The 19,919-nt window shown below is 34.6% G+C and carries 26 protein-coding genes and 1 riboswitch; of the genes, 21 read left to right on the top strand and 5 right to left on the bottom strand.

The genetic code is table 11. The features are described 5' to 3' along the window. Positions 1-49 precede the first annotated feature (49 nt). From ACN0TY_RS02515 to ACN0TY_RS02450, 14 genes are all read left to right on the top strand, one after another. Complete coding sequence (locus ACN0TY_RS02515) at positions 50-541, top strand: peroxiredoxin family protein (protein ID WP_417443237.1); 492 nt, start codon at positions 50-52, stop codon at positions 539-541. Then, the gene (locus ACN0TY_RS02510) at positions 541-1,077 is read left to right on the top strand and encodes an N-acetyltransferase (protein WP_417443236.1); all 537 of its coding nucleotides are present in this window, start codon (positions 541-543) and stop codon (positions 1,075-1,077) included. The genes ACN0TY_RS02515 and ACN0TY_RS02510 overlap by 1 nt, the downstream gene beginning before the upstream one ends. Before the next feature lie 67 nt (positions 1,078-1,144). After that, positions 1,145-2,647: a protein adenylyltransferase SelO gene (locus tag ACN0TY_RS02505; RefSeq protein WP_417443695.1), complete on the top strand. Its 1,503-nt coding sequence runs from the start codon at positions 1,145-1,147 to the stop codon at positions 2,645-2,647. A gap of 14 nt (positions 2,648-2,661) precedes the next feature. Further along, on the top strand, positions 2,662-3,060 hold the full coding sequence (locus tag ACN0TY_RS02500; protein ID WP_236957482.1) for a DM13 domain-containing protein: 399 nt from the start codon (positions 2,662-2,664) through the stop codon (positions 3,058-3,060). Beyond that, the gene (locus ACN0TY_RS02495; protein WP_417443235.1) at positions 3,060-3,308 is read left to right on the top strand and encodes a peptide methionine sulfoxide reductase; all 249 of its coding nucleotides are present in this window, start codon (positions 3,060-3,062) and stop codon (positions 3,306-3,308) included. Before ACN0TY_RS02500 ends, ACN0TY_RS02495 begins: the two co-directional genes overlap by 1 nt. Before the next feature lie 4 nt (positions 3,309-3,312). Further along, positions 3,313-3,774: a carboxymuconolactone decarboxylase family protein gene (locus ACN0TY_RS02490; protein ID WP_236957480.1), complete on the top strand. Its 462-nt coding sequence runs from the start codon at positions 3,313-3,315 to the stop codon at positions 3,772-3,774. Positions 3,775-3,778: 4 nt separating this feature from the next. Beyond that, a complete protein-coding gene (locus tag ACN0TY_RS02485; protein ID WP_236957479.1) occupies positions 3,779-4,168 on the top strand; it encodes a hypothetical protein in 390 nt (129 codons plus the stop codon). After that, positions 4,168-4,626 (top strand): TlpA family protein disulfide reductase, encoded by a 459-nt coding sequence (locus tag ACN0TY_RS02480; RefSeq protein WP_417443234.1) that lies wholly within the window; start codon positions 4,168-4,170, stop codon positions 4,624-4,626. The genes ACN0TY_RS02485 and ACN0TY_RS02480 overlap by 1 nt, the downstream gene beginning before the upstream one ends. A 5-nt stretch (positions 4,627-4,631) precedes the next feature. Continuing rightward, on the top strand, positions 4,632-4,922 hold the full coding sequence (locus ACN0TY_RS02475) for a DUF427 domain-containing protein (protein ID WP_417443233.1): 291 nt from the start codon (positions 4,632-4,634) through the stop codon (positions 4,920-4,922). A 4-nt stretch (positions 4,923-4,926) separates the two neighbouring features. Continuing rightward, positions 4,927-5,430: a peptide-methionine (S)-S-oxide reductase gene (locus tag ACN0TY_RS02470; RefSeq protein WP_417443232.1), complete on the top strand. Its 504-nt coding sequence runs from the start codon at positions 4,927-4,929 to the stop codon at positions 5,428-5,430. An 11-nt stretch (positions 5,431-5,441) separates the two neighbouring features. Continuing rightward, a complete protein-coding gene (locus tag ACN0TY_RS02465; protein ID WP_417443231.1) occupies positions 5,442-6,659 on the top strand; it encodes an alpha/beta fold hydrolase in 1,218 nt (405 codons plus the stop codon). An 18-nt stretch (positions 6,660-6,677) separates the two neighbouring features. Beyond that, positions 6,678-6,953, top strand: a complete 276-nt coding sequence (locus tag ACN0TY_RS02460) for a hypothetical protein (protein WP_236957474.1) — start codon at positions 6,678-6,680, stop codon at positions 6,951-6,953. Continuing rightward, the gene (locus tag ACN0TY_RS02455) at positions 6,954-7,916 is read left to right on the top strand and encodes an aldo/keto reductase (RefSeq protein WP_417443230.1); all 963 of its coding nucleotides are present in this window, start codon (positions 6,954-6,956) and stop codon (positions 7,914-7,916) included. Between the two features lie 27 nt (positions 7,917-7,943). Beyond that, complete coding sequence (locus tag ACN0TY_RS02450) at positions 7,944-8,630, top strand: hypothetical protein (RefSeq protein ID WP_236957472.1); 687 nt, start codon at positions 7,944-7,946, stop codon at positions 8,628-8,630. A 65-nt stretch (positions 8,631-8,695) separates the two neighbouring features. On the opposite strand, the gene ACN0TY_RS02445 is transcribed toward ACN0TY_RS02450, so the two are convergent. From ACN0TY_RS02445 to rpsU, 5 genes are all read right to left on the bottom strand, one after another. Continuing rightward, entirely contained in the window at positions 8,696-9,763 is a 1,068-nt protein-coding gene (locus ACN0TY_RS02445) for a transporter substrate-binding domain-containing protein (RefSeq protein WP_417443229.1), read from the bottom strand. A 100-nt stretch (positions 9,764-9,863) separates the two neighbouring features. Continuing rightward, entirely contained in the window at positions 9,864-10,625 is a 762-nt protein-coding gene (locus ACN0TY_RS02440; protein WP_417443228.1) for a UDP-2,3-diacylglucosamine diphosphatase, read from the bottom strand. Positions 10,626-10,714: 89 nt separating this feature from the next. Further along, a complete protein-coding gene (locus ACN0TY_RS02435; protein WP_236957468.1) occupies positions 10,715-11,167 on the bottom strand; it encodes a 6-pyruvoyl trahydropterin synthase family protein in 453 nt (150 codons plus the stop codon). A 117-nt stretch (positions 11,168-11,284) separates the two neighbouring features. Continuing rightward, positions 11,285-13,054, bottom strand: a complete 1,770-nt coding sequence (locus ACN0TY_RS02430) for a MutS-related protein (protein ID WP_417443227.1) — start codon at positions 13,052-13,054, stop codon at positions 11,285-11,287. Between the two features lie 155 nt (positions 13,055-13,209). Further along, positions 13,210-13,404 (bottom strand): 30S ribosomal protein S21, encoded by a 195-nt coding sequence (gene rpsU, locus ACN0TY_RS02425; protein ID WP_236957466.1) that lies wholly within the window; start codon positions 13,402-13,404, stop codon positions 13,210-13,212. A gap of 180 nt (positions 13,405-13,584) precedes the next feature. Beyond that, a riboswitch (TPP riboswitch) is annotated at positions 13,585-13,678 on the top strand. A gap of 111 nt (positions 13,679-13,789) precedes the next feature. Between rpsU and thiS the strand changes: the two genes are divergently transcribed. From thiS to thiH, 7 genes are all read left to right on the top strand, one after another. Next, positions 13,790-13,990 carry a sulfur carrier protein ThiS gene (gene thiS, locus ACN0TY_RS02420; RefSeq protein ID WP_417443226.1) on the top strand — a complete coding sequence of 67 codons (201 nt, stop codon included), beginning with the start codon at positions 13,790-13,792 and terminating at the stop codon, positions 13,988-13,990. Positions 13,991-14,131: 141 nt separating this feature from the next. After that, positions 14,132-15,994, top strand: coding sequence for a phosphomethylpyrimidine synthase ThiC (gene thiC / locus ACN0TY_RS02415; protein ID WP_417443225.1), 1,863 nt, complete (start codon positions 14,132-14,134; stop codon positions 15,992-15,994). 39 nt (positions 15,995-16,033) lie between these two features. Then, the gene (locus ACN0TY_RS02410; protein ID WP_417443224.1) at positions 16,034-16,639 is read left to right on the top strand and encodes a thiamine phosphate synthase; all 606 of its coding nucleotides are present in this window, start codon (positions 16,034-16,036) and stop codon (positions 16,637-16,639) included. Then, a complete protein-coding gene (locus tag ACN0TY_RS02405) occupies positions 16,614-17,366 on the top strand; it encodes a hydroxymethylpyrimidine/phosphomethylpyrimidine kinase (protein WP_417443223.1) in 753 nt (250 codons plus the stop codon). Before ACN0TY_RS02410 ends, ACN0TY_RS02405 begins: the two co-directional genes overlap by 26 nt. After that, positions 17,357-18,007, top strand: coding sequence for a thiamine phosphate synthase (gene thiE, locus ACN0TY_RS02400; protein ID WP_417443222.1), 651 nt, complete (start codon positions 17,357-17,359; stop codon positions 18,005-18,007). Before ACN0TY_RS02405 ends, thiE begins: the two co-directional genes overlap by 10 nt. Continuing rightward, on the top strand, positions 18,000-18,779 hold the full coding sequence (locus ACN0TY_RS02395) for a thiazole synthase (RefSeq protein WP_417443221.1): 780 nt from the start codon (positions 18,000-18,002) through the stop codon (positions 18,777-18,779). The genes thiE and ACN0TY_RS02395 overlap by 8 nt, the downstream gene beginning before the upstream one ends. Beyond that, positions 18,772-19,881 carry a 2-iminoacetate synthase ThiH gene (gene thiH / locus ACN0TY_RS02390; RefSeq protein ID WP_417443220.1) on the top strand — a complete coding sequence of 370 codons (1,110 nt, stop codon included), beginning with the start codon at positions 18,772-18,774 and terminating at the stop codon, positions 19,879-19,881. The genes ACN0TY_RS02395 and thiH overlap by 8 nt, the downstream gene beginning before the upstream one ends. Positions 19,882-19,919 lie beyond the last annotated feature (38 nt).

Below are 19,919 nucleotides of genomic sequence, written 5' to 3'. Positions count from 1 at the left end.
CAACCGTCTCAAGGAAACCCTTAGAGACAATAAAAGAAAGGCAATATATATGAATACTGATAAACAAGAAAAAGAAATATTTAAAGCTCCAGAATTTCAAGTAGATTCTTGGGTTGATGCTAACGGAAATAAGACTTCTCCTATTAAATTGTCGGATTATAATGGTAAATTTAAGGTGATTTATTGTTTCCAAAGTTGGTGTCCAGGTTGTCATAGTCAAGGACTTCCTGCATTGCAAAAGATGGTAGAGGCATTAAAAGATAACGAAAGTGTAGAATTTTTAGCGATTCAAACCGTTTTTGAAGGACACGATGCCAATACGTATGAGAAAATGACAGAGACTCAAAAGAAGTATAACCTAGCAATCCCTTTTGGTCATGATCCTGGAGATGAATCTACAGGGAATAGATCTAAAATATTAACCAATTACCAAACTGGAGGGACACCTTGGTTTATTTTTATTGATAAGCATGATAATGTAGTTTTTGCAGATTTTCATGTAAATGTAGATAATGCAATAGCATTTTTAAAAACAATTTAATGATTAAGAATATCCCAGAAATTAAATTATATGGGGCAGAAGGTTGTCATAAAACGCGCTACTATCAATTATTGCTAGAAGCGCGTGGACTTCCTTTTTTATTTCTCGATGTAGAAGAGAATGAGGAATACGCAACAGAATTAAGAAGTTTATATGAATCGGGTAAATTAAACTTTCCTACGATTACCATCGGAACAAAGAAATTAAGAAACCCGAATAAAGAAGAGCTTAATAAGTGGATTAACAAATTAATACCGTCAATTTTGGATATAGAACACGACAAACAGAACAATCAATACATATTGGATATCAATGGAGCACAAGCGAAAGTTGAATACCAATTAAAAAACGGAAAAATGTATTTAAATCACTCAGAAGTTCCTGTACAGCTTAGAGGTAGAGGAATTGGAAAAGAGTTGGTTGAAAAAACTTTTGAAAAATTAACCGAAGAGGGATACAAAGCAGTTGCTGTATGTACGTATGTAAGAGCAGTGGCTAGCAGAAGTGATAAGTGGAAAAATATAATTGAACATTAATATAGTGAGCAAATTAAAACTAAATATACAAGATACCTTTAGCGAAGAGCTTCCAGGAGATCCAATTATGGAAAATTCTAGAAGGCAAGTAAAAGAGTCTTTCTATTCGTATGTAACTCCAAAAAAAACAGCGGATCCGGAACTTATCCATGTTTCTGATGCTATGTTGGATGAAATAGGATTATCGGAGAGTGATAAAAACTCTGATGCATTTTTAAAAGTGTTTACAGGAAATGAGGTTTTATCCAACAGCAAACCCTACGCTATGTGTTACGGAGGGCATCAATTTGGAAATTGGGCTGGACAACTTGGCGACGGGCGTGCTATTAATCTAGGTGAAGTTGTTCATAATGATAAACGATGGGCATTACAGTTAAAAGGAGCTGGAGAAACACCATACTCTAGATCTGCAGATGGTTTGGCGGTCTTACGTTCTTCTATCCGAGAGTATTTATGTAGTGAGGCGATGTATTATTTAGGAGTTCCAACAACAAGAGCGTTGTCTCTTGCTTTAACAGGAGATAGTGTTCTTAGAGATGTTCTTTATAATGGAAATCCAGATTATGAAAAGGGTGCTGTAGTTTGTAGAGTAGCACCTTCTTTTATTCGCTTCGGAAGTTTTGAAATTTTTGCAGCTAGAGGAGACCATGAAAATTTAAAGAAATTAGCAGACTATACAATTAAACACTTCTACCCAAACTTGGGAGCGCCATCTAAAGAAGTTTATGTTGCATTTTTTAAGGAGGTTGCAGATCGCACATTAGAAACTATACTCCATTGGCAACGGGTTGGTTTTGTTCACGGAGTTCTAAATACCGATAATATGTCGATTTTAGGATTAACAATAGACTATGGCCCATACGGGTGGTTGGAAGGATTTGATTTTGGATGGACGCCAAACACTACCGATGCTCAGCATAAGAGATATCGCTTCGGGAACCAGCCAAATATTGGACTATGGAATCTTTATCAATTAGCAAATGCTATTTATCCTTTGGTAGATGAAGCAGCTCCTTTAGAGAAAATATTAAATGATTATAAGTCTGCGTTTGAAGTCAAATCGCTAAAAATGATGAAAGAAAAACTCGGTTTGTATGAAGAAAGTAACCAAGATGCAGCTTTAATTCTACAATTAGAGGAAAATTTAGAATTATCAGAAACAGATATGACGATTTTTTTCAGAAATTTGAGTAAATTTACGGATGTTGAGAGCGGAGATGCAATTCTTAAGGAAGCTTTATATGCTTCTGAAGATGTTTCAAATGATATTTTAAAGAAATGGAAAGATTGGTTTGTTTTATACAGTGAGCGATTAAAAGAAGAAACCTTAACGAAAGGGGAGCGAACTGAAAGAATGAATCAAGTAAATCCAAAATATGTTCTTAGAAATTATATGGCTCAATTAGCAATAGATGCCGCAGATAAAGGGGATTATTCTTTAATTGAAGAATTATTTCAATTATTAAAACAGCCATACAGCGAACAACCTGACAAAGAAAAATGGTTTGCAAAGCGTCCAGATTGGGCACGCCATAAAGTTGGATGTTCGATGTTATCATGTAGTTCTTAACCAAATTTAAAAAAATGAAAACAATCTTATTAACGTTATTATTGGTAGTTATGACAAACACAGATGGAATTGCTCAAAGTGGAAATGAATGGGTGGACAAGGTGTACGATGTAAAAGGAGACTGGAGCATAGAAGAAGATGGAGATGATAAATATTTTGTACTTGCCGATAATTTTTACACGCTAACAGGCCCAGATTTAAAGCTCTACTTATCTCCACTTAAAATGGAAGAAATTAATAACAGAGATGCTGTAGATCAAGAAGGGGGCGTATTTGTAGCTGAGTTAACATCAAATAAAGGAGCTCAGAAATATAAAATCCCATCTGGAACTAACTTAAGTGATTTTAATTCCTTAGTAATTCATTGCCGCAAGTTTTCTGTTGTATGGGGAGGAGTTAATATTAAAGAATAATGATTATCGAAAGTATTAAAGAGCTACCATTGGGTTATTCTGAAGTAGAATATCAGCAAAAGAAGTATGGTGTTACGCGAACAGATTTTAATGCAGGGAAAAGTATAAAAGTATATGCAGAAGAGCTAGGGGGTAATGATTTTATAAGTTTAAATTATTATATAACTAGTACTGCAGAGAATTTAAAACCATGTGAAATGCCGCAACAGAAGGTGATTCACTTTTTAAAAAATTATAAAAAACTATAGATTTATGGAAGATGTAACATTCGAAAACAAAAGATTTGATCCAGAAATAACACCTTTTCTTGGGTTAGCAAAACAATTAGCATCTGCTTTTGGTTATACAGCTGATTTAAAAACAGACAAACATTTAGCACAATTGCTTCGTTTGAGAGTTGCTCAAAAAAATGAGTGTGCTTTTTGTGTGATATTACATGCTAAGACTTCAAGAGAAATAGGTATTTCTGAGACTAAAACAGATAATATATCTTCATGGTGGAATAGTGATTTATTTACTGACAAAGAAAAAGCAGCTTTAGCTTATACAGATGTACTTTCTGAGGGAACTCATAAAAATTTCCAGAAATATCATGATGATTTAGCTAAATTTTTCTCAACAGAGGAGATCGCAGAAATAGCTGCAATTGTTATTAATATGAATTTGTGGACTCGCCTTAAATTAGCACAAGGAGAAACACCAATTTTAAAGTAAAAAAATGAATTGGTATATACCGATAACGATACTTCCTGGGCTAGGAATGCTAATTCTGTCAACGGCGACCCAAATGATGGGTTTAAGTAGTGAAATAGCAGGGTTAATTTCAAAAAAATGCAACTCTTTCCAGCATGATATCGCAAATAGAAAGATCAAGCAATTGGGACTGTTAACCAGAGCAAGCACTCTTTTATATACTGCTACTGGATGTTATGTGCTTTCAGGAATTATGGGAGCTATTTATGAAGTGGAGTCTATTTGGAGCCTGCCTAGTCTTATTTTATATGTGGGAACTGTATTGATGTTTATTGGAATTTCTATTTTGATAGTATATGCTTCGCGAACAGTAATTATTAGAAGAATTCAATTTGATAATAACCATTTGATGTAATGGAAACATTAGAAGGGAAACCACTTCCGGAGTGGTTGCTTAAACCAATTTTTGGAAACGATGAAGTTCCAAATGTAGCATCTTATAAAGGGAAACCGTTGTTAATAATGTTTTTTTATATGGGGTGCCCCGGATGTAAAGGCCGAGCAATCCCCTTTGCAAATAGAATTGTTTATGAAGATTCTGGTGTACAGGTAATAGGAATTCATACACGGTTTGAGGGTCGTACCTACTCAGACGAAGAGCTCATGGCTGCTAAGGAAGAATTTTATATAAGGTTCCCTTATTATCGAGATCTGCCAGAAGCAAAGACTTTTAATGAATATAAAGCAGGAGGAACGCCGCATTGGCTTTTGGTAAACAAAGATGGAGTTGTGATCCAGTCTATTTTTGGCTCCGATCCCAATAACGCATTATTACGATTAGACCTCAAAATAAAAGAATTAACGCAAAACTAAGAAGGATGAGATACAAAGCAGTTTGGAATGATAAAGTTTTAGCAGAAAGCAACGAAACAAAGAGTATTGAAGGGAATATTTATTTTCCTGCAGATAGTATTCGTAAAGAGTTTTTTAAAGAAACGGAAACGCACACTACATGCCCATGGAAGGGAAAAGCTTTCTATTACTCTGTTGAGGTGGATGGAAAAGTGAATGAAGATGCTGCTTGGTATTATCCAAAAGCATCTCCTTTAGCAAGAGATATTGAAGGCTATGTTGCCTTTTGGAAAGGTATAGAAATACAAGAGGGTTAATGTAATGGAGAAAATTGCTTTTGGAGGAAGTTGTTATTGGTGTATGGAAGCCATTTATCAATCTTTAATTGGCATTCAGAAAGTCGATCAGGGTTTTATAGCTTCACAATCTGCACCTGAGGAATTCTCGGAAGCGGTTATAGTTCATTTTAATCCAGACGAAATTTCTCTAGAAGTTCTTATTAAAATTCATTTGCACACACATAAATGTACTGTTAATCATAGTCGTCGTGATTTATACAAATCTGCTGTGTATGTTTTTTCAGAAGAACAAAAAAAGAAAGCATCACAAGCAATAATTAAGTTACAGGAAGATTTCAGTGAGCCAATTGTTACCAGCGTTTTTTCGTTTGAAAGCTTTAAAGCTTCCGAGGAGATATTCCATAATTATTATTATAACGATACAGAAAAGCCTTTTTGTAAAAGTTATATTAATCCGAAGTTAAAAAAATTATTAACCGATTTTTCTGCATACACTAGGAAAGAGAAGTTAAGTCATATACAATAAAATTCCGCCTAATGAAAAGTTCAAAATTAGAAATTACCAATAAAAAGGGATATAAACTACAAGCTCATTTAGAATTACCAGCAAATCAGAAACCTAATAATTATGTGATTTTTGCTCATTGTTTTACATGTAATAGTAGTTTTAATGCAGTAAGAAATGTGAGTCGGTCGCTTACAAACCATGGCTTTGGAGTTGTAAGGTTTGACTTTACAGGATTAGGACAGAGTGAAGGAGAGTTTGCAGAAAGCCATTTTTCTGCTAATGTGGACGATTTAATTGCCGTAAATGAATATTTGGCAGAAAACCTTCAAGCACCAACATTATTGGTAGGGCATTCATTAGGAGGTGCTGCAGTTCTAGTAGCAGCATCAAAATTAAAAAATATTAAAGCAGTAGCAACTATAGGAGCTCCAGCTTCTGTTAGTCATGTTAAGCATCTGTTTTCTCATCAGATTGATGATATAGAAAGCAAAGGAAATGTTGAGGTGAATATAGGTGGAAGGCCATTTGCTATTGATGAAGAGTTTGTCAAGGATTTTGATAAGACCAATCTTCCTGAGATTGTAAAATCTTTAAGAAAACCCTTACTAATTATGCATGCTCCTTTTGATAAAACAGTAGGTATAGAAAATGCGCACGAATTATATCATAATGCAATTCATCCTAAAAGTTTTGTCAGCCTCGATGATGCAGATCACCTTTTATCTAAGTCTGTAGACAGTGAGTATGTAGGTAATATTATAGGGACATGGGTGCAGCGATATATCAAACCTCAAGAAAATGAAATGCTTGGAACTAATGGAGAGCAGTTGGTAGCACATTTAAACCTTAAAGAGGATAATTTTACAACCAATATACAAACCAAAAAACATTCTTTTATAGCTGATGAGCCTGGAAGTATAGGGGGTGATGATTTTGGTCCTGGACCTTACGATTTTTTAAGCGCAGGATTAGCTGCTTGTTCTGCAATGACAGTTAAATTATATGCAGAGAGAAAAGAATGGGAGCTGGAGGAAGTTTATGTATATGTTACACATTCTAAAAAGCATTCTGACGACTTGATGATAGATGTTGAGAAACCTGGTAAAATAGATCATCTCTCTAAGAAGTTAAAATTTATAGGGAACCTAGATGATACACAACGAAAAAAATTAAAAGAAATAGCTTCAAAATGTCCTGTTCATAGAACATTACAAAGTGAAGTAATTATAGAAACAGAAGAGATATAAATAAAAAATTTAATCAATATGAAAGCTACAATTATAGATAATATAAAAGAGTACTTCAAGAAAAAAGAAAACAAAGAAGCAACGGGAAAAGCACCGGAGGGAGTTTGTCCAAATTGTTGGGGGAGCCAAGAATGGGATGGGCATTTCTATGAACTTATGAGAGCTAAAAATATCAGTCCTATGGACGATACTTACAATAGTTTCATTAAAGAAATAGTTACCAAACATATCAATGGTATTATAATAGATGAAAATACATACACTTGCGCTACTTGTCAGATTAAATACGATTAAATGGCAGGAGCTAAAACTATTATAGGAATCGGTTTAGCTGCATTAGGGCGGCCTGAATATATAAATGTCAAGCAAACTGCGGTTAGCAATAAATCTGAAGAGACATTTAAAAAAAATGCCTTTAAAGTTTTAGATGATGCCTATGAGCAGGGAGTTCGTTATTATGATACTGCGCCGTCGTATGGAAAAGGAGAGAAATATCTTCACGAGTGGAATGATACAAGAAATCATCAAGGTGTTTTCTTAGGAACAAAATGGGGATATACATATGTTGCCGATTGGGAGTTGGGGTATGATGGAAAGCATGAAATAAAAGAGCATTCACTTGCAAAATTATTGGAGCAATGGGAAGTTTCAAAAAACTTACTTCCGAATCTTAAATATTACCAAATACATTCTGCAACGCTGGAAAGCGGGGTGTTAGAAAATAAAGAAGTTTTAGAAAAGCTTGCAGAGATTAAGTCTGAATATGGATTAAAAATAGGACTGACTTCTAGTGGGGAAAATCAAAAAACTATTATCCAAAAAGGACTCGATGTTGTCGTAAATGGAGAAGAATTATTTGATAGCTTCCAGGTTACCTATAATATATTAGAAAACAGTACCAATGCTATTTTAAAGAGTGCATTAGCAAATGGTAAAACTGTAATTATAAAAGAAGCTTTAGCAAATGGGAGAGTTTTTGAGAATGAGAATTATCCTGCGTATAAAAGTATGTATGCTTTGTTAGAAAAGCTAGCTGCGAAATATAATATAGGAACTGATGCTGTAGCGTTGCGTTTTTGCATGGATGCATTAGCACCCTCAATAGTTTTAAGCGGTGCTTCATCGAGTTCGCAATTAGAAGCGAATTTAAAAGCGTATAACTTTAAACTTACGGAAGAGGAAATTACCCAGCTTAATGAGCTATCAGTAGAAAGTGATTTCTATTGGAAGGAGCGTAGTGAGTTAAATTGGCATTAAGAAGTTAAAACAGTATAAAACAATTATATGAAATCATTAGAAAAATTAAAGGAAAAGGATAGCCCAACGGCTTTTGATAAAGACATACTTTCTTATATGGAGTTTTTACATCCTTATGTAAAACACCGTTTATATGTAGCAGAAAGCAAAGGGATTCTTCCGAGAAACTTATATAATTCTACTGGTATTATAGATGATGCTATTTTAAAAATTTATGAGGATAACCTTCAGGAAAAAGGAGGTGATACAAAACTACTGTTGTTTAAAGTTGTAGATGATATTTTAAAAAGTGTCTTTGCAAAAGAGATTCAAAATTCTAACACAGAGAATTCTGATGATTTTTTAAAAGGGGAATTACAATCTTTGGAGATTGAATATTTTGTTGATGCAGGGAATGAGGTTGTTCTTTATAAAGACTTAGATGATATTTCTTATAACCAGCAGAATGATTTTGATATGGTTTATCAAGATGAAACTGCAAATACAGAAGTGATTTCTACATTTGATCTTCATAATGAAGTTTACCATTCTGATAATGCAACGGTAGGGAATTTTTATAAATTACTCCCAGAATGCGTATCTAGTATTATAGATCTTAAAACCTTTGGGAAGCTTACAGAAACAGAAATAGCAAAGCTTTATAATTTAGATGTTAAGAAAGTTGAGAACGTAGTAAATGATGCTGTGCAGCAGTTTAAAGAGCACATGCATTAATAATTCTTTCTTCTGAAAAATATAACTAAATCTAATCGGTAGGGTTAAACCATTATCGATTAGATTTATTCGTTATTATTTATCCAAGTATTTATGATTCTAGTAACGGCATCATCTTCTTTTAGTTTTAGGAGCTCAAGGTCAATCTTCTTTTTAAGAGTATTTGCTTCTTGGAAAGCAAAACCATAATGCTGAGGGAATATATTTTTCTTACTGATTACAAAGTCCGATTTTTTACTGTTTTCAAATACATATTCTAATGGGATTACATCGTAAACCAAGGCGTCTACTTCCCCATTTAATAATTTAGAATATCCTTCTTTAGCATTAGAAACAATTACAGGCTTCCCTCCTACAAGATTTACATTGTTAATTAATCGTTGATTTGCGGGTATTGCCACCATTTTATTATCCAAATGTGAAAGAGAAGTAATTGTTTTTCCTTCCTTACTAGTAATAGATAATGTTGTTGCAATCCCTGCTACAAATGAAGTTGCCATAATTAGCGAGATAATCATCCAACTTCCTATTATAAATCTTCCGAGTATAGTTTTTGGAGCATAATCTCCATAGCCAACTGTTGTCATTGTTACAATGGCAAGCCATATTCCATTTCCAATTCCTTTAATGGCGCTATTTCCATATTCTTCTGACATATATTTCCCTTCTGCAAGCCAGAAAAGGAAACCTACAAATGTTAAAACAAGGAGTAGTCCAAGTACAGCATATAAAAAGGTAGAGCTAAAGAATGGTTGGATTCTATCCCAAATTGTTAAGTCTAAAATGGGCGCTAGAATTGCCATTTCTGTATCAAAATAAGGCTGTGAGAAGCTTGCGCGCAAAGCACGATCGGAGTTAATTGTGATCGGACCTATAAGTACATCAATCTTTTTATCTTGAATGGCTGCAAGTCCTAAATCTACGGTTTTATAAGGTACAAGATTGTATTCTAAATCGGTTTTAAAAGCAATTTCTCTCCATAGGTCGATTGCAATACCTTTTGGGGTTTCTCCAGCAATAGAAAAGGGTTCCGAACCTGTGTAGCCTACCTGTATAGTACTATCTTTTACAGCTTGCGCATTGCTGCATAAAAAGCTAAATAGAATAGAAATTATAATTAATGTACGAGCCATATCTTTGTATTTAAGGACGAAAATACAAAAACGTAAGCGTTTGCAGGATATAATCGCTGCTAGTTTCTAATAACGGGATTTATTAAGAGGAAAAAAGGAATTATTTTTTCTCATAGGTTTTTAGAGACATGATTTCCCCATCGAAAACTGCATAGGTATAATAGTGTATCCAGTCTCCGAGATTTATGTACTTGCTATGCTCTTGAAGAGAGATTTCCATGGGAAGGTGACGGTGGCCAAAAACAAAATAATCTCTATGTTCTTTCTCTAGTTTCCTTTTACAATATTGTACGAGCCATTCATTATCTTCTCCAAGGAATTTTATATCCTCATCTCCAGAAATAAGCTTATTTTTTACCGACAGATATTGTGCTAGTTTCACACCAAGATCAGGATGTAGCCATCTAAAAAACCATTTTGAAATGGGATTTGTAAAGACTTTTTTCATTCTTTTATATCCTTTGTCTCCAGGCCCTAAACCATCTCCGTGGCCGATAAAAAACTTCTTATTGTTAAAAGTGAATTCTTGGGGTTTGTGGTATACAGGAATATTAAGTTCTTCTTCAAAATAACCATCCATCCAGAGATCGTGGTTTCCAACAAAATAGTAAACTGGGATTCCAGAATCGGTAATTTCTGCTAGTTTCCCTAAAGTTCTCGAAAAGCCTTTTGGGATTACTGTTTTATATTCAAACCAAAAATCAAAGAGGTCTCCAAGCAGGAAAATAGCTGCGGCATCTGTTTTGATTTCATCTAGCCATGCAACAAATTTTTTCTCACGGATAATACTTTCTTCCTTTGTAGGAGCGCCTAAATGGTTATCGGATGCGAAATATATTTTTTTACCCTCAGGGATCTTCATTCTTTGGTTTTTATAGTACTATTTTTTTTTGCGTTAGGGATTGTAGCAAGCTACCGTGTAGCGTGAAAAGCCCGCCCGCAGGGAACGCCCTATTTATTATCTGATGCATACCACTCTGCAAAAGAGGTCTCTGTTTCTTGGAGTTTTATGGAATGTAAATCGATATGTTCTGGCAAGCGTTTTTGTATTTTCTCAGCAAAATCGATCACCATATTCTCGCTTGTAGGCTGGTAATCTACTAAAATAACATTGTGCCCACGAACAGAAAGTTCTTCGGCCAGCTCTTTATGTGGAGTGTTTTTATTGAAAACGGTAGCGTGATCAAAAACATCGATAATATCTTCTTTTACAATCTTTTTAAGGTCTCCAAAATCGATCACCATCCCAAGTTTTACATGCGAAGTGTCGGTAATTGGTGTCCCGATAACAGTAACGGAAAGCTTGTAACTGTGCCCATGTACATTTCTACATTTCCCATCATAACCATAAAGGGCGTGTCCAGTTTCGAAATTAAACTGTTTTGTAATACGTATGTTGCTCATAACCTCACATAATTTATTGCAAAGATAGGGAGTTTTAATTGTTGTGTTTGTATGTTGGCAGGGAAAAGAGTAAACGTGCGTTATGTTGCGCTCCGAGAGTAAAACTGCCTATATAAATTATACAATTCCCATGTTTTTTAGTAAAAAGGAGGCGTTCATATTTTCACAAATACCCTCTTTAAATTTATAATCGAATGTAAGTTCTTTCCCGTTAATAAAGGCTTCGAAGAAATAATTATCTACTTTTTCGTTTACATTAGCCACCTCGCAAAGGCTTAAATCGTGGGTAGCAATAATCCCTGTAGAGTGAGAAGCCGATAACTTTTCTACAAATTTCCTTGATCCGATAGCCTTATCTTTACTATTGGTACCTTTTAAAATTTCATCTAAAACCACAAAATAGGTGTCGGTTTTAATCTTATCTACAATTAGTTTCAGTCGTTTTAGCTCGGCATAAAAATAAGAAGCATCGTCTGTAAGAGAATCTGCCGTTCGCATACTTGTAATAAGTTTTATCGGACTGTAATCACTTTTTTCGGCACATACAGGGAGGCCGCAATTTGCCATGACAATATGTAAAGAAACAGTTCTTAAGAACGTGCTTTTACCAGCCATATTAGCACCAGTAATTACAAAAAAGTGTTCTTTTTCTACATGGAGATCGTTGTACACCAATTTATTTTCATCGATAAGAGGATGCCCTAATTGGGTGGCTTTTATTGTTGTATTGTCGGTGTTTATAGTCGGAAATGTATAATTAGGATGGTTGTAAGCAAAATTTCCTAACGAGTTATAGGCATCGAAAAAAGCGATTACTTCAAACCATTCTTTAACTTCATTTTTATGCAATGCAATCCATTTTTCTATTCGGCGTGTATTATAAAGATCCATGAGTAAGAATCCGTTTCCAGGCACTGAGATAAGTAAATTGTTACGCTGCTCTAAAGCGTCTAACATTTTAGAGAATTTTTTTATTATTTGAGAAGTGGAAGTGCCATTACCTAAGATGATCTTTTGTTTCTCTTTTAATAAATCACTCGAAAATTTAGCAGTTTCAATTTTTGCAATCAGCTGATGATATTGCTGGAAGGTATCTTGCGTTTTAGAAGTATAAGCAGCTAAGTTATTTACTTTCTTTATTTTACTTCCAGAAACTCCGAGTCCAATAACAAACCAATAAATAATTACAGAGCTTGGAATAATATTAAAATACGCTAATAGAAAAATAGCAACCGAAGATATAGCAAAGGCGTAAGGCAACCATGTACTACTTTTCTTAATTATAGGAGTATGTGTTTGTAGCCAATCAGCTATTTTGCTCGCAGCAAGCTCTGTCTTTACTTGTGCGGCAGTAGCACTAAAATCTTGACGCCATTCTATTTTTTGAGCTAGCTCTTTAATGGCTTCTTGTTTGGCTACAATATTATTAACATCATTTTCTGTGTATATTTTAACCAATAATTCTTTCCCAGCATTCGTTGCTGTTCTGTTGCTGTATTGAAAGAAGCTACCTTTGCCAAAAAGGTCAATATCATGGCTATAATCATGATTGTAATCACTATATTTTTTTCCATCTTCTAAATCGTGAAAATCTTTTTTAATAACCCTTAATTCTATTTCATTGATATTTATACGCTCGGCAATCTTATTCTTTTTATACTTCTGGTCGGTGTATTTAGATACCAATACAATAAATAGTATTATAGAAATAACTATGGATGGTAAAATTATGGAGGTATTCCCCCAGAAAAAATAAAGGATACTAGCAATTACCAAAAAAACAAGCAGTCTAAAAACGCTTAAAATGGTAAGTGTTTTTTTGACTGCTGTAAGTTGTTGTTTAAAGAGAGATAACTCTTTATTATAAAATTGTTGTGGGTTTTCCATTTAGAATAAACTGTTATTTTTCCCAAATATGGGTTTACTTTTATAGGAGTTTAGCAAAGTCTAAAACCAAGGTTTATTATTGATTTATACACTGCTTTATTCTCCTTATTCAGTAAAGCTAAATAAATATTCTAAATGTAAAAGCCAAATAAAAGTTATTCTTCTAAGCTTCTTAAATATTGTTCTTTATAAGCCGCTTTTTGGATAGTTTTACGCTTTTGTTCCGAGGGTTTTGTGTACTCTTTACGGTCTCTTAATTCTCGCAACACTTTAGTATTTCTAAATTTTCTTTTAAGTCTTTTAAGAGCTCGTTCTATGTTCTCCCCCTCTTTTACTGTAATTTTAAGCATATATCGATTTTATAATTATAGGTGTACATTATAACAATTTTACTTAAAGAATAATGTTAATGAAATTTTAAAATTATGAATTGAATGCATTTTTCATTCTTTTGTAAGGAAAATTCTCTTTTTCTAAAAGATTTTTAATACGCTTGGTATTCTCGTTAATAATTAAGTACCTTTGGATTAAGTAAACTTTAGGGGTGCTGTTAAATCAGCTGAGATAAAACCCTTAGAACCTGATCTCGTTAGTACGAGCGAAGGGAAAAGTTGATATACTTCCTATCACCATACTTTTGTATGGCAGTAGTTGTTTCTATAATTTTTTGGAGATAACTCTAGGAATCTACTTTTTTAGGAGCACTTCCTAAAGTTTGCAGTAAACCATTTTATTATGACCACTGTAAACGTAAACAACACAGCACACACATTTTCAAAATCGCCCACTATTAAAGAGGTATTGGAGAAGTTAAATATTTCTTCCAATGGCATTGCCGTTGCCTTAGATAACAATGTTCTTCCAAAATCTAAATGGGAAGAGCCGTTATCAAATCATGTAAATATATTAATAATCAAAGCTACTCAAGGCGGATAATTATGGTTTTAGTGGCGTGCCCTCCATTTTATTACGGTCAGGCTATCTGCTATATCTTTTTGTGAAAAACAAAAAGGATGCCGCTACTATCCTTCACGCAAAAAACAGTAAATCTCAAAATATACATCAAATATAAAGCATATGAAAACCCAACAGTCAACACCAAGTACAAGTTCAAAAATTAGTAGAGAGCCTTTTCCAAATTCTTCTAAAATCTATGTTTACGGTAATATCTATAAAGATATAAAAGTACCGATGCGAGAAATAAAATTAGATGACACCACAGATCAATTTAATGGAACAACAGAGAAAAATCAGCCTGTTTTAGTTTATGATACCAGTGGAGCATATACAGATCCAAATATTGAAATAGATGTAAAAAAAGGACTTCAACCAATCCGTGAGCAATGGATTATGAAACGTGGAGATGTAGAGCAGTTAGAGGGATTAACCTCAAATTATGGAAATTCACGTTTACAAAATGAAAAACTAGATGAGCTACGGTTTAAGCATATAAAGAAGCCTTTAAAAGCTAAGGCAGGAAAAAATGTTACCCAAATGCATTATGCTAAAAAGGGAATTATAACTCCAGAAATGGAGTTTATTGCAATTCGTGAAAATCAAAAAATACAGCAAACAAAAATGATTTCCGAGCAGCATCCTGGAGAGAGTTTTGGAGCTTCTATTCCTAAGGAAATAACTCCAGAATTTGTACGTCAAGAAGTAGCAAGTGGACGTGCGGTAATTCCGTGTAATATAAACCACCCAGAAAGCGAACCTATGATTATAGGGCGTAATTTTCTAGTAAAAATCAATGCTAATATTGGAAATTCTGCTGTAAGTTCTTCAATTGAAGAAGAAGTAGAAAAATCTGTTTGGGCTTGCCGCTGGGGAGCAGATACCATAATGGATCTTTCAACAGGAAAAAATATTCATGAAACACGTGAATGGATTCTACGTAATTCTCCAGTTCCAATAGGTACAGTTCCAATCTACCAAGCTTTAGAAAAAGTAAACGGAAAAGCTGAAGATCTTACATGGGAGATTTTCAGAGATACATTAATTGAGCAAGCAGAGCAAGGAGTAGATTATTTTACTATTCATGCTGGTGTCCGACTTAAATATGTGCCACATACTGCAAAGCGTTTAACAGGAATAGTTTCTAGAGGGGGGTCGATAATGGCAAAATGGTGTTTGGCTCACCATAAAGAGAGCTTTTTATATACACATTTTGAAGAAATCTGTGAGATAATGAAGGCTTATGATGTTTCTTTCTCTTTAGGAGATGGATTGCGTCCAGGAAGTATTGCTGATGCTAATGATTATGCACAGTTTGCAGAATTAGAAACTTTAGGAGAGCTTACAAAAATTGCTTGGAAGCACGATATCCAAGCAATAATAGAGGGTCCAGGACATATTCCTATGCATATGATTAAAGAGAATATGGACAAGCAATTGCACGAATGTGGAGAAGCGCCTTTCTATACTTTGGGGCCTCTTACTACAGATATTGCCCCTGGTTACGATCATATCACCAGTGGTATTGGAGCGGCAATGATTGGATGGTTTGGTTGCGCAATGCTTTGTTATGTAACTCCAAAAGAACATTTAGGATTGCCAAATAGAGAGGATGTAAAAACGGGCGTTATTACTTATAAAATTGCTGCTCATGCTGCAGATTTGGCAAAGGGGCATCCTGGAGCTCAACACAGAGATGATGCCATGAGTAAAGCAAGATTCGAGTTCCGTTGGGAAGATCAATTTAACTTATCGTTGGATCCCGATACGGCTAGATCTTATCATGATGAAACGCTTCCTTCGGAAAATGCTAAAGTAGCACATTTCTGTTCTATGTGTGGTCCTAATTTTTGCTCTATGAAGATTACGCAAGACGTAAGAAATTATGCAAAAGAGAATGGATTGGATTCCCAAGAGGCAATCGAAGAAGGGATGAAAAAGAAAGCGGAAGAGTTTAAGCAAAAAGGAAGTGAAGTGTATTTATAATTTGGTCTGAGTCATTTTATCTAATTAAAGTATAAAGCGATGCTAATTGTAATTACAAACGAGGAGAACAATAGAGAGGAGTGGAAAATATGGAAAATGCTTTTTGATAGTGGTTTAGAGAGGTTACATATTCGTAAGCCTAGCATTAGAAAGGAGGAGCTGAGTCTATTATTAGAAAATCTTGAGGAGTGCTATCATCAGAAAATGATGTTACACGGACATCATGAATTGATTTCTGAATTTAACCTAAAAGGCATCCATTTTACTGAAAACTATAGAAAAGAGCATGAAAACGTGCAGAAATGTATTAGAAACCATCAAAATAATGACAAGTTGGTTAGTACAGGATTTCATTCTATTGCAGCTATAGAAGAAGGTTATGACTATACTTTTTTAAGTCCAGTTTTTAACTCCATCTCTAAAGAAAATTATCAAGGGAAAGGATTTGATGTTTCTTCTTTGAATAAAAATGTAATTGCTCTTGGAGGGATTGATTCTATAAATATAGAAAGCGCCTATAACTTGGGGTATAGTGGCGTTGCTGTTTTAGGGAGTGTTTGGAATGCTAAAGACCCTTTGGAAAGCTTTAAAAGTATAAATCAGAAATATAAAAAAGTATATGGAGAATCGTCCTTATATAATTAGTGTTTCAGGATTTGATCCTTCTGGAGGCGCGGGATTATTGGCGGATATAAAAACTGCTGAAGCTATGCAGGTATATGGTTTTGGAGTTTGTACGGCTAATACCATCCAAACGGATGATAGCTTTGAGGCTTGCAATTGGGTAAGTCCATCAGTTATTTATTCTCAATTGGAAGTGTTGCTAAGTCGGTATAAAATAGAAGGTGTGAAAATTGGAATTATAGAGAATACGGATGTTTTATTGGAAGTTGTTTCTCGGATTCGGAGGTATGATGCTAAGATACCAATAGTTTTAGATCCTGTATTAAAAGCGAGTAGTGGCTTCTCTTTCCATAATAATGATTGTGTGTTTTCGGAGGAAATTTTAGAGCAGATTACAGTGCTTACTCCAAATTATCAGGAAATAGAACGGTTGTTTAAAGACCTATCAATTAAAGATACTCTTGCTAAGCTTCAAGAGTCGACAAATGTTTTTTTAAAGGGCGGTCATCATCCTTCAGAAAAAGGAAAAGATGTATTGTATTTAAAGAATGGAACATCAATTGACTTTTACCCTTCAGCAGTAAAAACCTATGAAAAGCATGGCAGTGGATGTGTTTTAGCTTCTGCTTTGATAAGTTTTTTGGCAAAGGGGAGTACGATAGAAAACGCTTGTAAAGAAGCAAAACTATATACAGAGAGTCTATTAGCATCTAACAGAACAAAATTAGGATATCATTTATGGAAATAGCGGCATTACATTATATATCACAAGGGGCAACGCCAAAAGACCATCTTCAGAATATAGAAAAGGTTTGTAGAGAGGGTGCAAATTGGGTACAGTTGCGATTAAAAAATGAAGAAGCAGGAGTGCTTTATAAAACAGCAGTTTCTGCAAAAGAGATCTGTAAGGATTTTGGTGCTACATTAATAATCAATGATCATCTGGAGATTGCTAGAGAAATGAACGCAGATGGTGTACACTTAGGAAAGGAAGACCAATGTCCACTTATTGCTAGGAAACTTCTGGGGGATAATAAAATAATTGGAGGGACGGCTAATACATTAGATGATTGTAAATCACTCATACAAAAAAGAGTGGATTATATAGGTTTGGGTCCTTATAGATTTACCGATACGAAAAAGAGATTGAGTCCAATTCTAGGACTTGAAGGCTACAAAAAGCTTCTTTTAGGGCTTACTTCAGTAAAAAAAATGACCCCAATCATTGCCATTGGAGGGATTACCAATAATGATGTTTTAGAGTTAGAAGATATAGGAATACATGGAGTTGCTATGTCTGGGTGGCTAACAGAAAATGAGGATATAAAAGAGCGAATCCATTTTATAAGAACTACAATAGAATCCAAAAAAATAAAGAATTATGGTTAAAGAAGATATTTTAAAAATAGGTGATAGAGAATTTAACTCCCGACTTTTTGTGGGAACAGGAAAATTCTCATCATCATCAATGATGGAAAAGGCTGTCTTGGCCAGTAAAAGTGAATTGGTTACGGTAGCGTTGAAACGAGTAGATGTAAAAGATAGCGAAGATGATATGCTGTTGAGCTTACAACATTCGAGCGTAAATTTATTACCTAATACTTCTGGTGTAAGAGATGCTAAAGAAGCTGTTTTCGCAGCAGAATTAGCAAGGGAAGCATTGGAAACGAATTGGATAAAATTAGAAATCCATCCAGACCCTAAATATTTACTTCCAGATCCTATCGAAACATTAAAAGCAGCTGAAGAATTGGTAAGTAAAGGCTTTGTTGTGATGCCATATATTCATGCAGATCCAGTTTTATGCAAGCGCTTGGAAGATGTAGGAGTACAATGTGTGATGCCTTTGGGTGCGCCAATTGGAACGAATAAAGGGTTGAAAACTTTCGATTTTCTAGAAATTATTATAGCACAAAGTAATGTTCCTGTAATTGTAGATGCTGGGATTGGCGCACCATCTCATGCTGCAGCAGCGATGGAAATGGGTGCAGATGCTGTGTTAGTAAATACTGCAATTGCCGTATCTAAAAACCCGATACAAATGGCGAATGCATTTAAAAAATCTGTAGAGGCAGGAAGAGAAGCGTACATAGCTAATCTTGCTCCAATAAAAACCAAGGCCGAAGCTAGTAGTCCGTTAACCAGTTTTTTATATGACTAACTTTAAAGATATATTCTTACAATACTCTTGGGATGAGGTGCTGCAAAGCATAATGGATAAAGACAGTAATGATGTGCTAAGAGCAATTGAGAATCCAAAAAGAGATTTAGAAGATTTTAAGGCATTAATTTCTCCTGCTGCAAGCAATTATATTGAAGAGATGGCAGTGGAAAGTAATAGAATAACAAAGAAGCGATTTGGAAATACCATGCAGCTTTTTGCTCCGATGTACTTGAGTAATGAATGTCAAAATATATGCACATATTGTGGATTTAGCTTGACAAATAAAATACCCAGACGAACGCTTACTGATGATGAGATTCTAAAGGAGGTAGCTTTTATAAAGAGTAAAGGGTTTGATACTATTTTATTGGTTACAGGAGAGGCAAATACTACAGTTGGAGTTTCTTATTTTAAAAATGCAATTCAATTAATTCGGAAGCATTTTTCTAATATTAGTATAGAAGTTCAGCCTCTAGACGAAGATGAATACAAGCTTTTGTCAGAACATGGATTGTATGGAGTTTTAGTATATCAAGAAACCTATCACCAAGAAGAGTATAAAAAACACCATCCAAAGGGAAAGAAGTCTAATTTTTTCTATCGCTTAGAAACTCCCGATAGATTGGGGAGAGCTGGAGTTCATAAAATAGGATTAGGAGCTTTATTTGGTTTAGAGGATTGGAGAGCCGATAGTTATTTTACAGCGTTACATTTAGCTTACCTTAAAAAGACATATTGGAAGACGAAGTACTCCATTTCCTTTCCGAGGTTGCGACCTTTTTCAGGAGGTTTAGATCCTAAAGTAGAAATGACAGATCGCGATTTAGTGCAAACTATTTGTGCTTACAGATTGTTGGATGAAGATCTGGAGTTAACAATTTCTACGAGAGAGAGTGAAGTTTTTAGGAATAATGCTTCCCATCTTGGAATTACTTCTATGAGTGCAGAATCTAAAACTAATCCTGGAGGTTATGTAGTAGACCCACAATCTTTAGATCAATTTGAGATTTCCGATGAGCGCTCTACTGAAGAAGTTGTGGGAATGCTTAGAAATAAAGGTGTGGATGTTGTTTGGAAAGATTGGGAGAGTTTTTGGTAATAAAAGATGCAATAAGCCTTATTGTTGTTTTAGGATTC

The sequence above is a fragment of the Joostella sp. genome (assembly GCF_048266025.1).
Taxonomy (GTDB): Bacteria; Bacteroidota; Bacteroidia; order Flavobacteriales; family Flavobacteriaceae; genus Galbibacter; species Galbibacter atrarenae.
Note: the sequence above shows the minus strand (reverse complement) of the source record. Positions and strands in the feature narration are given on the sequence as shown.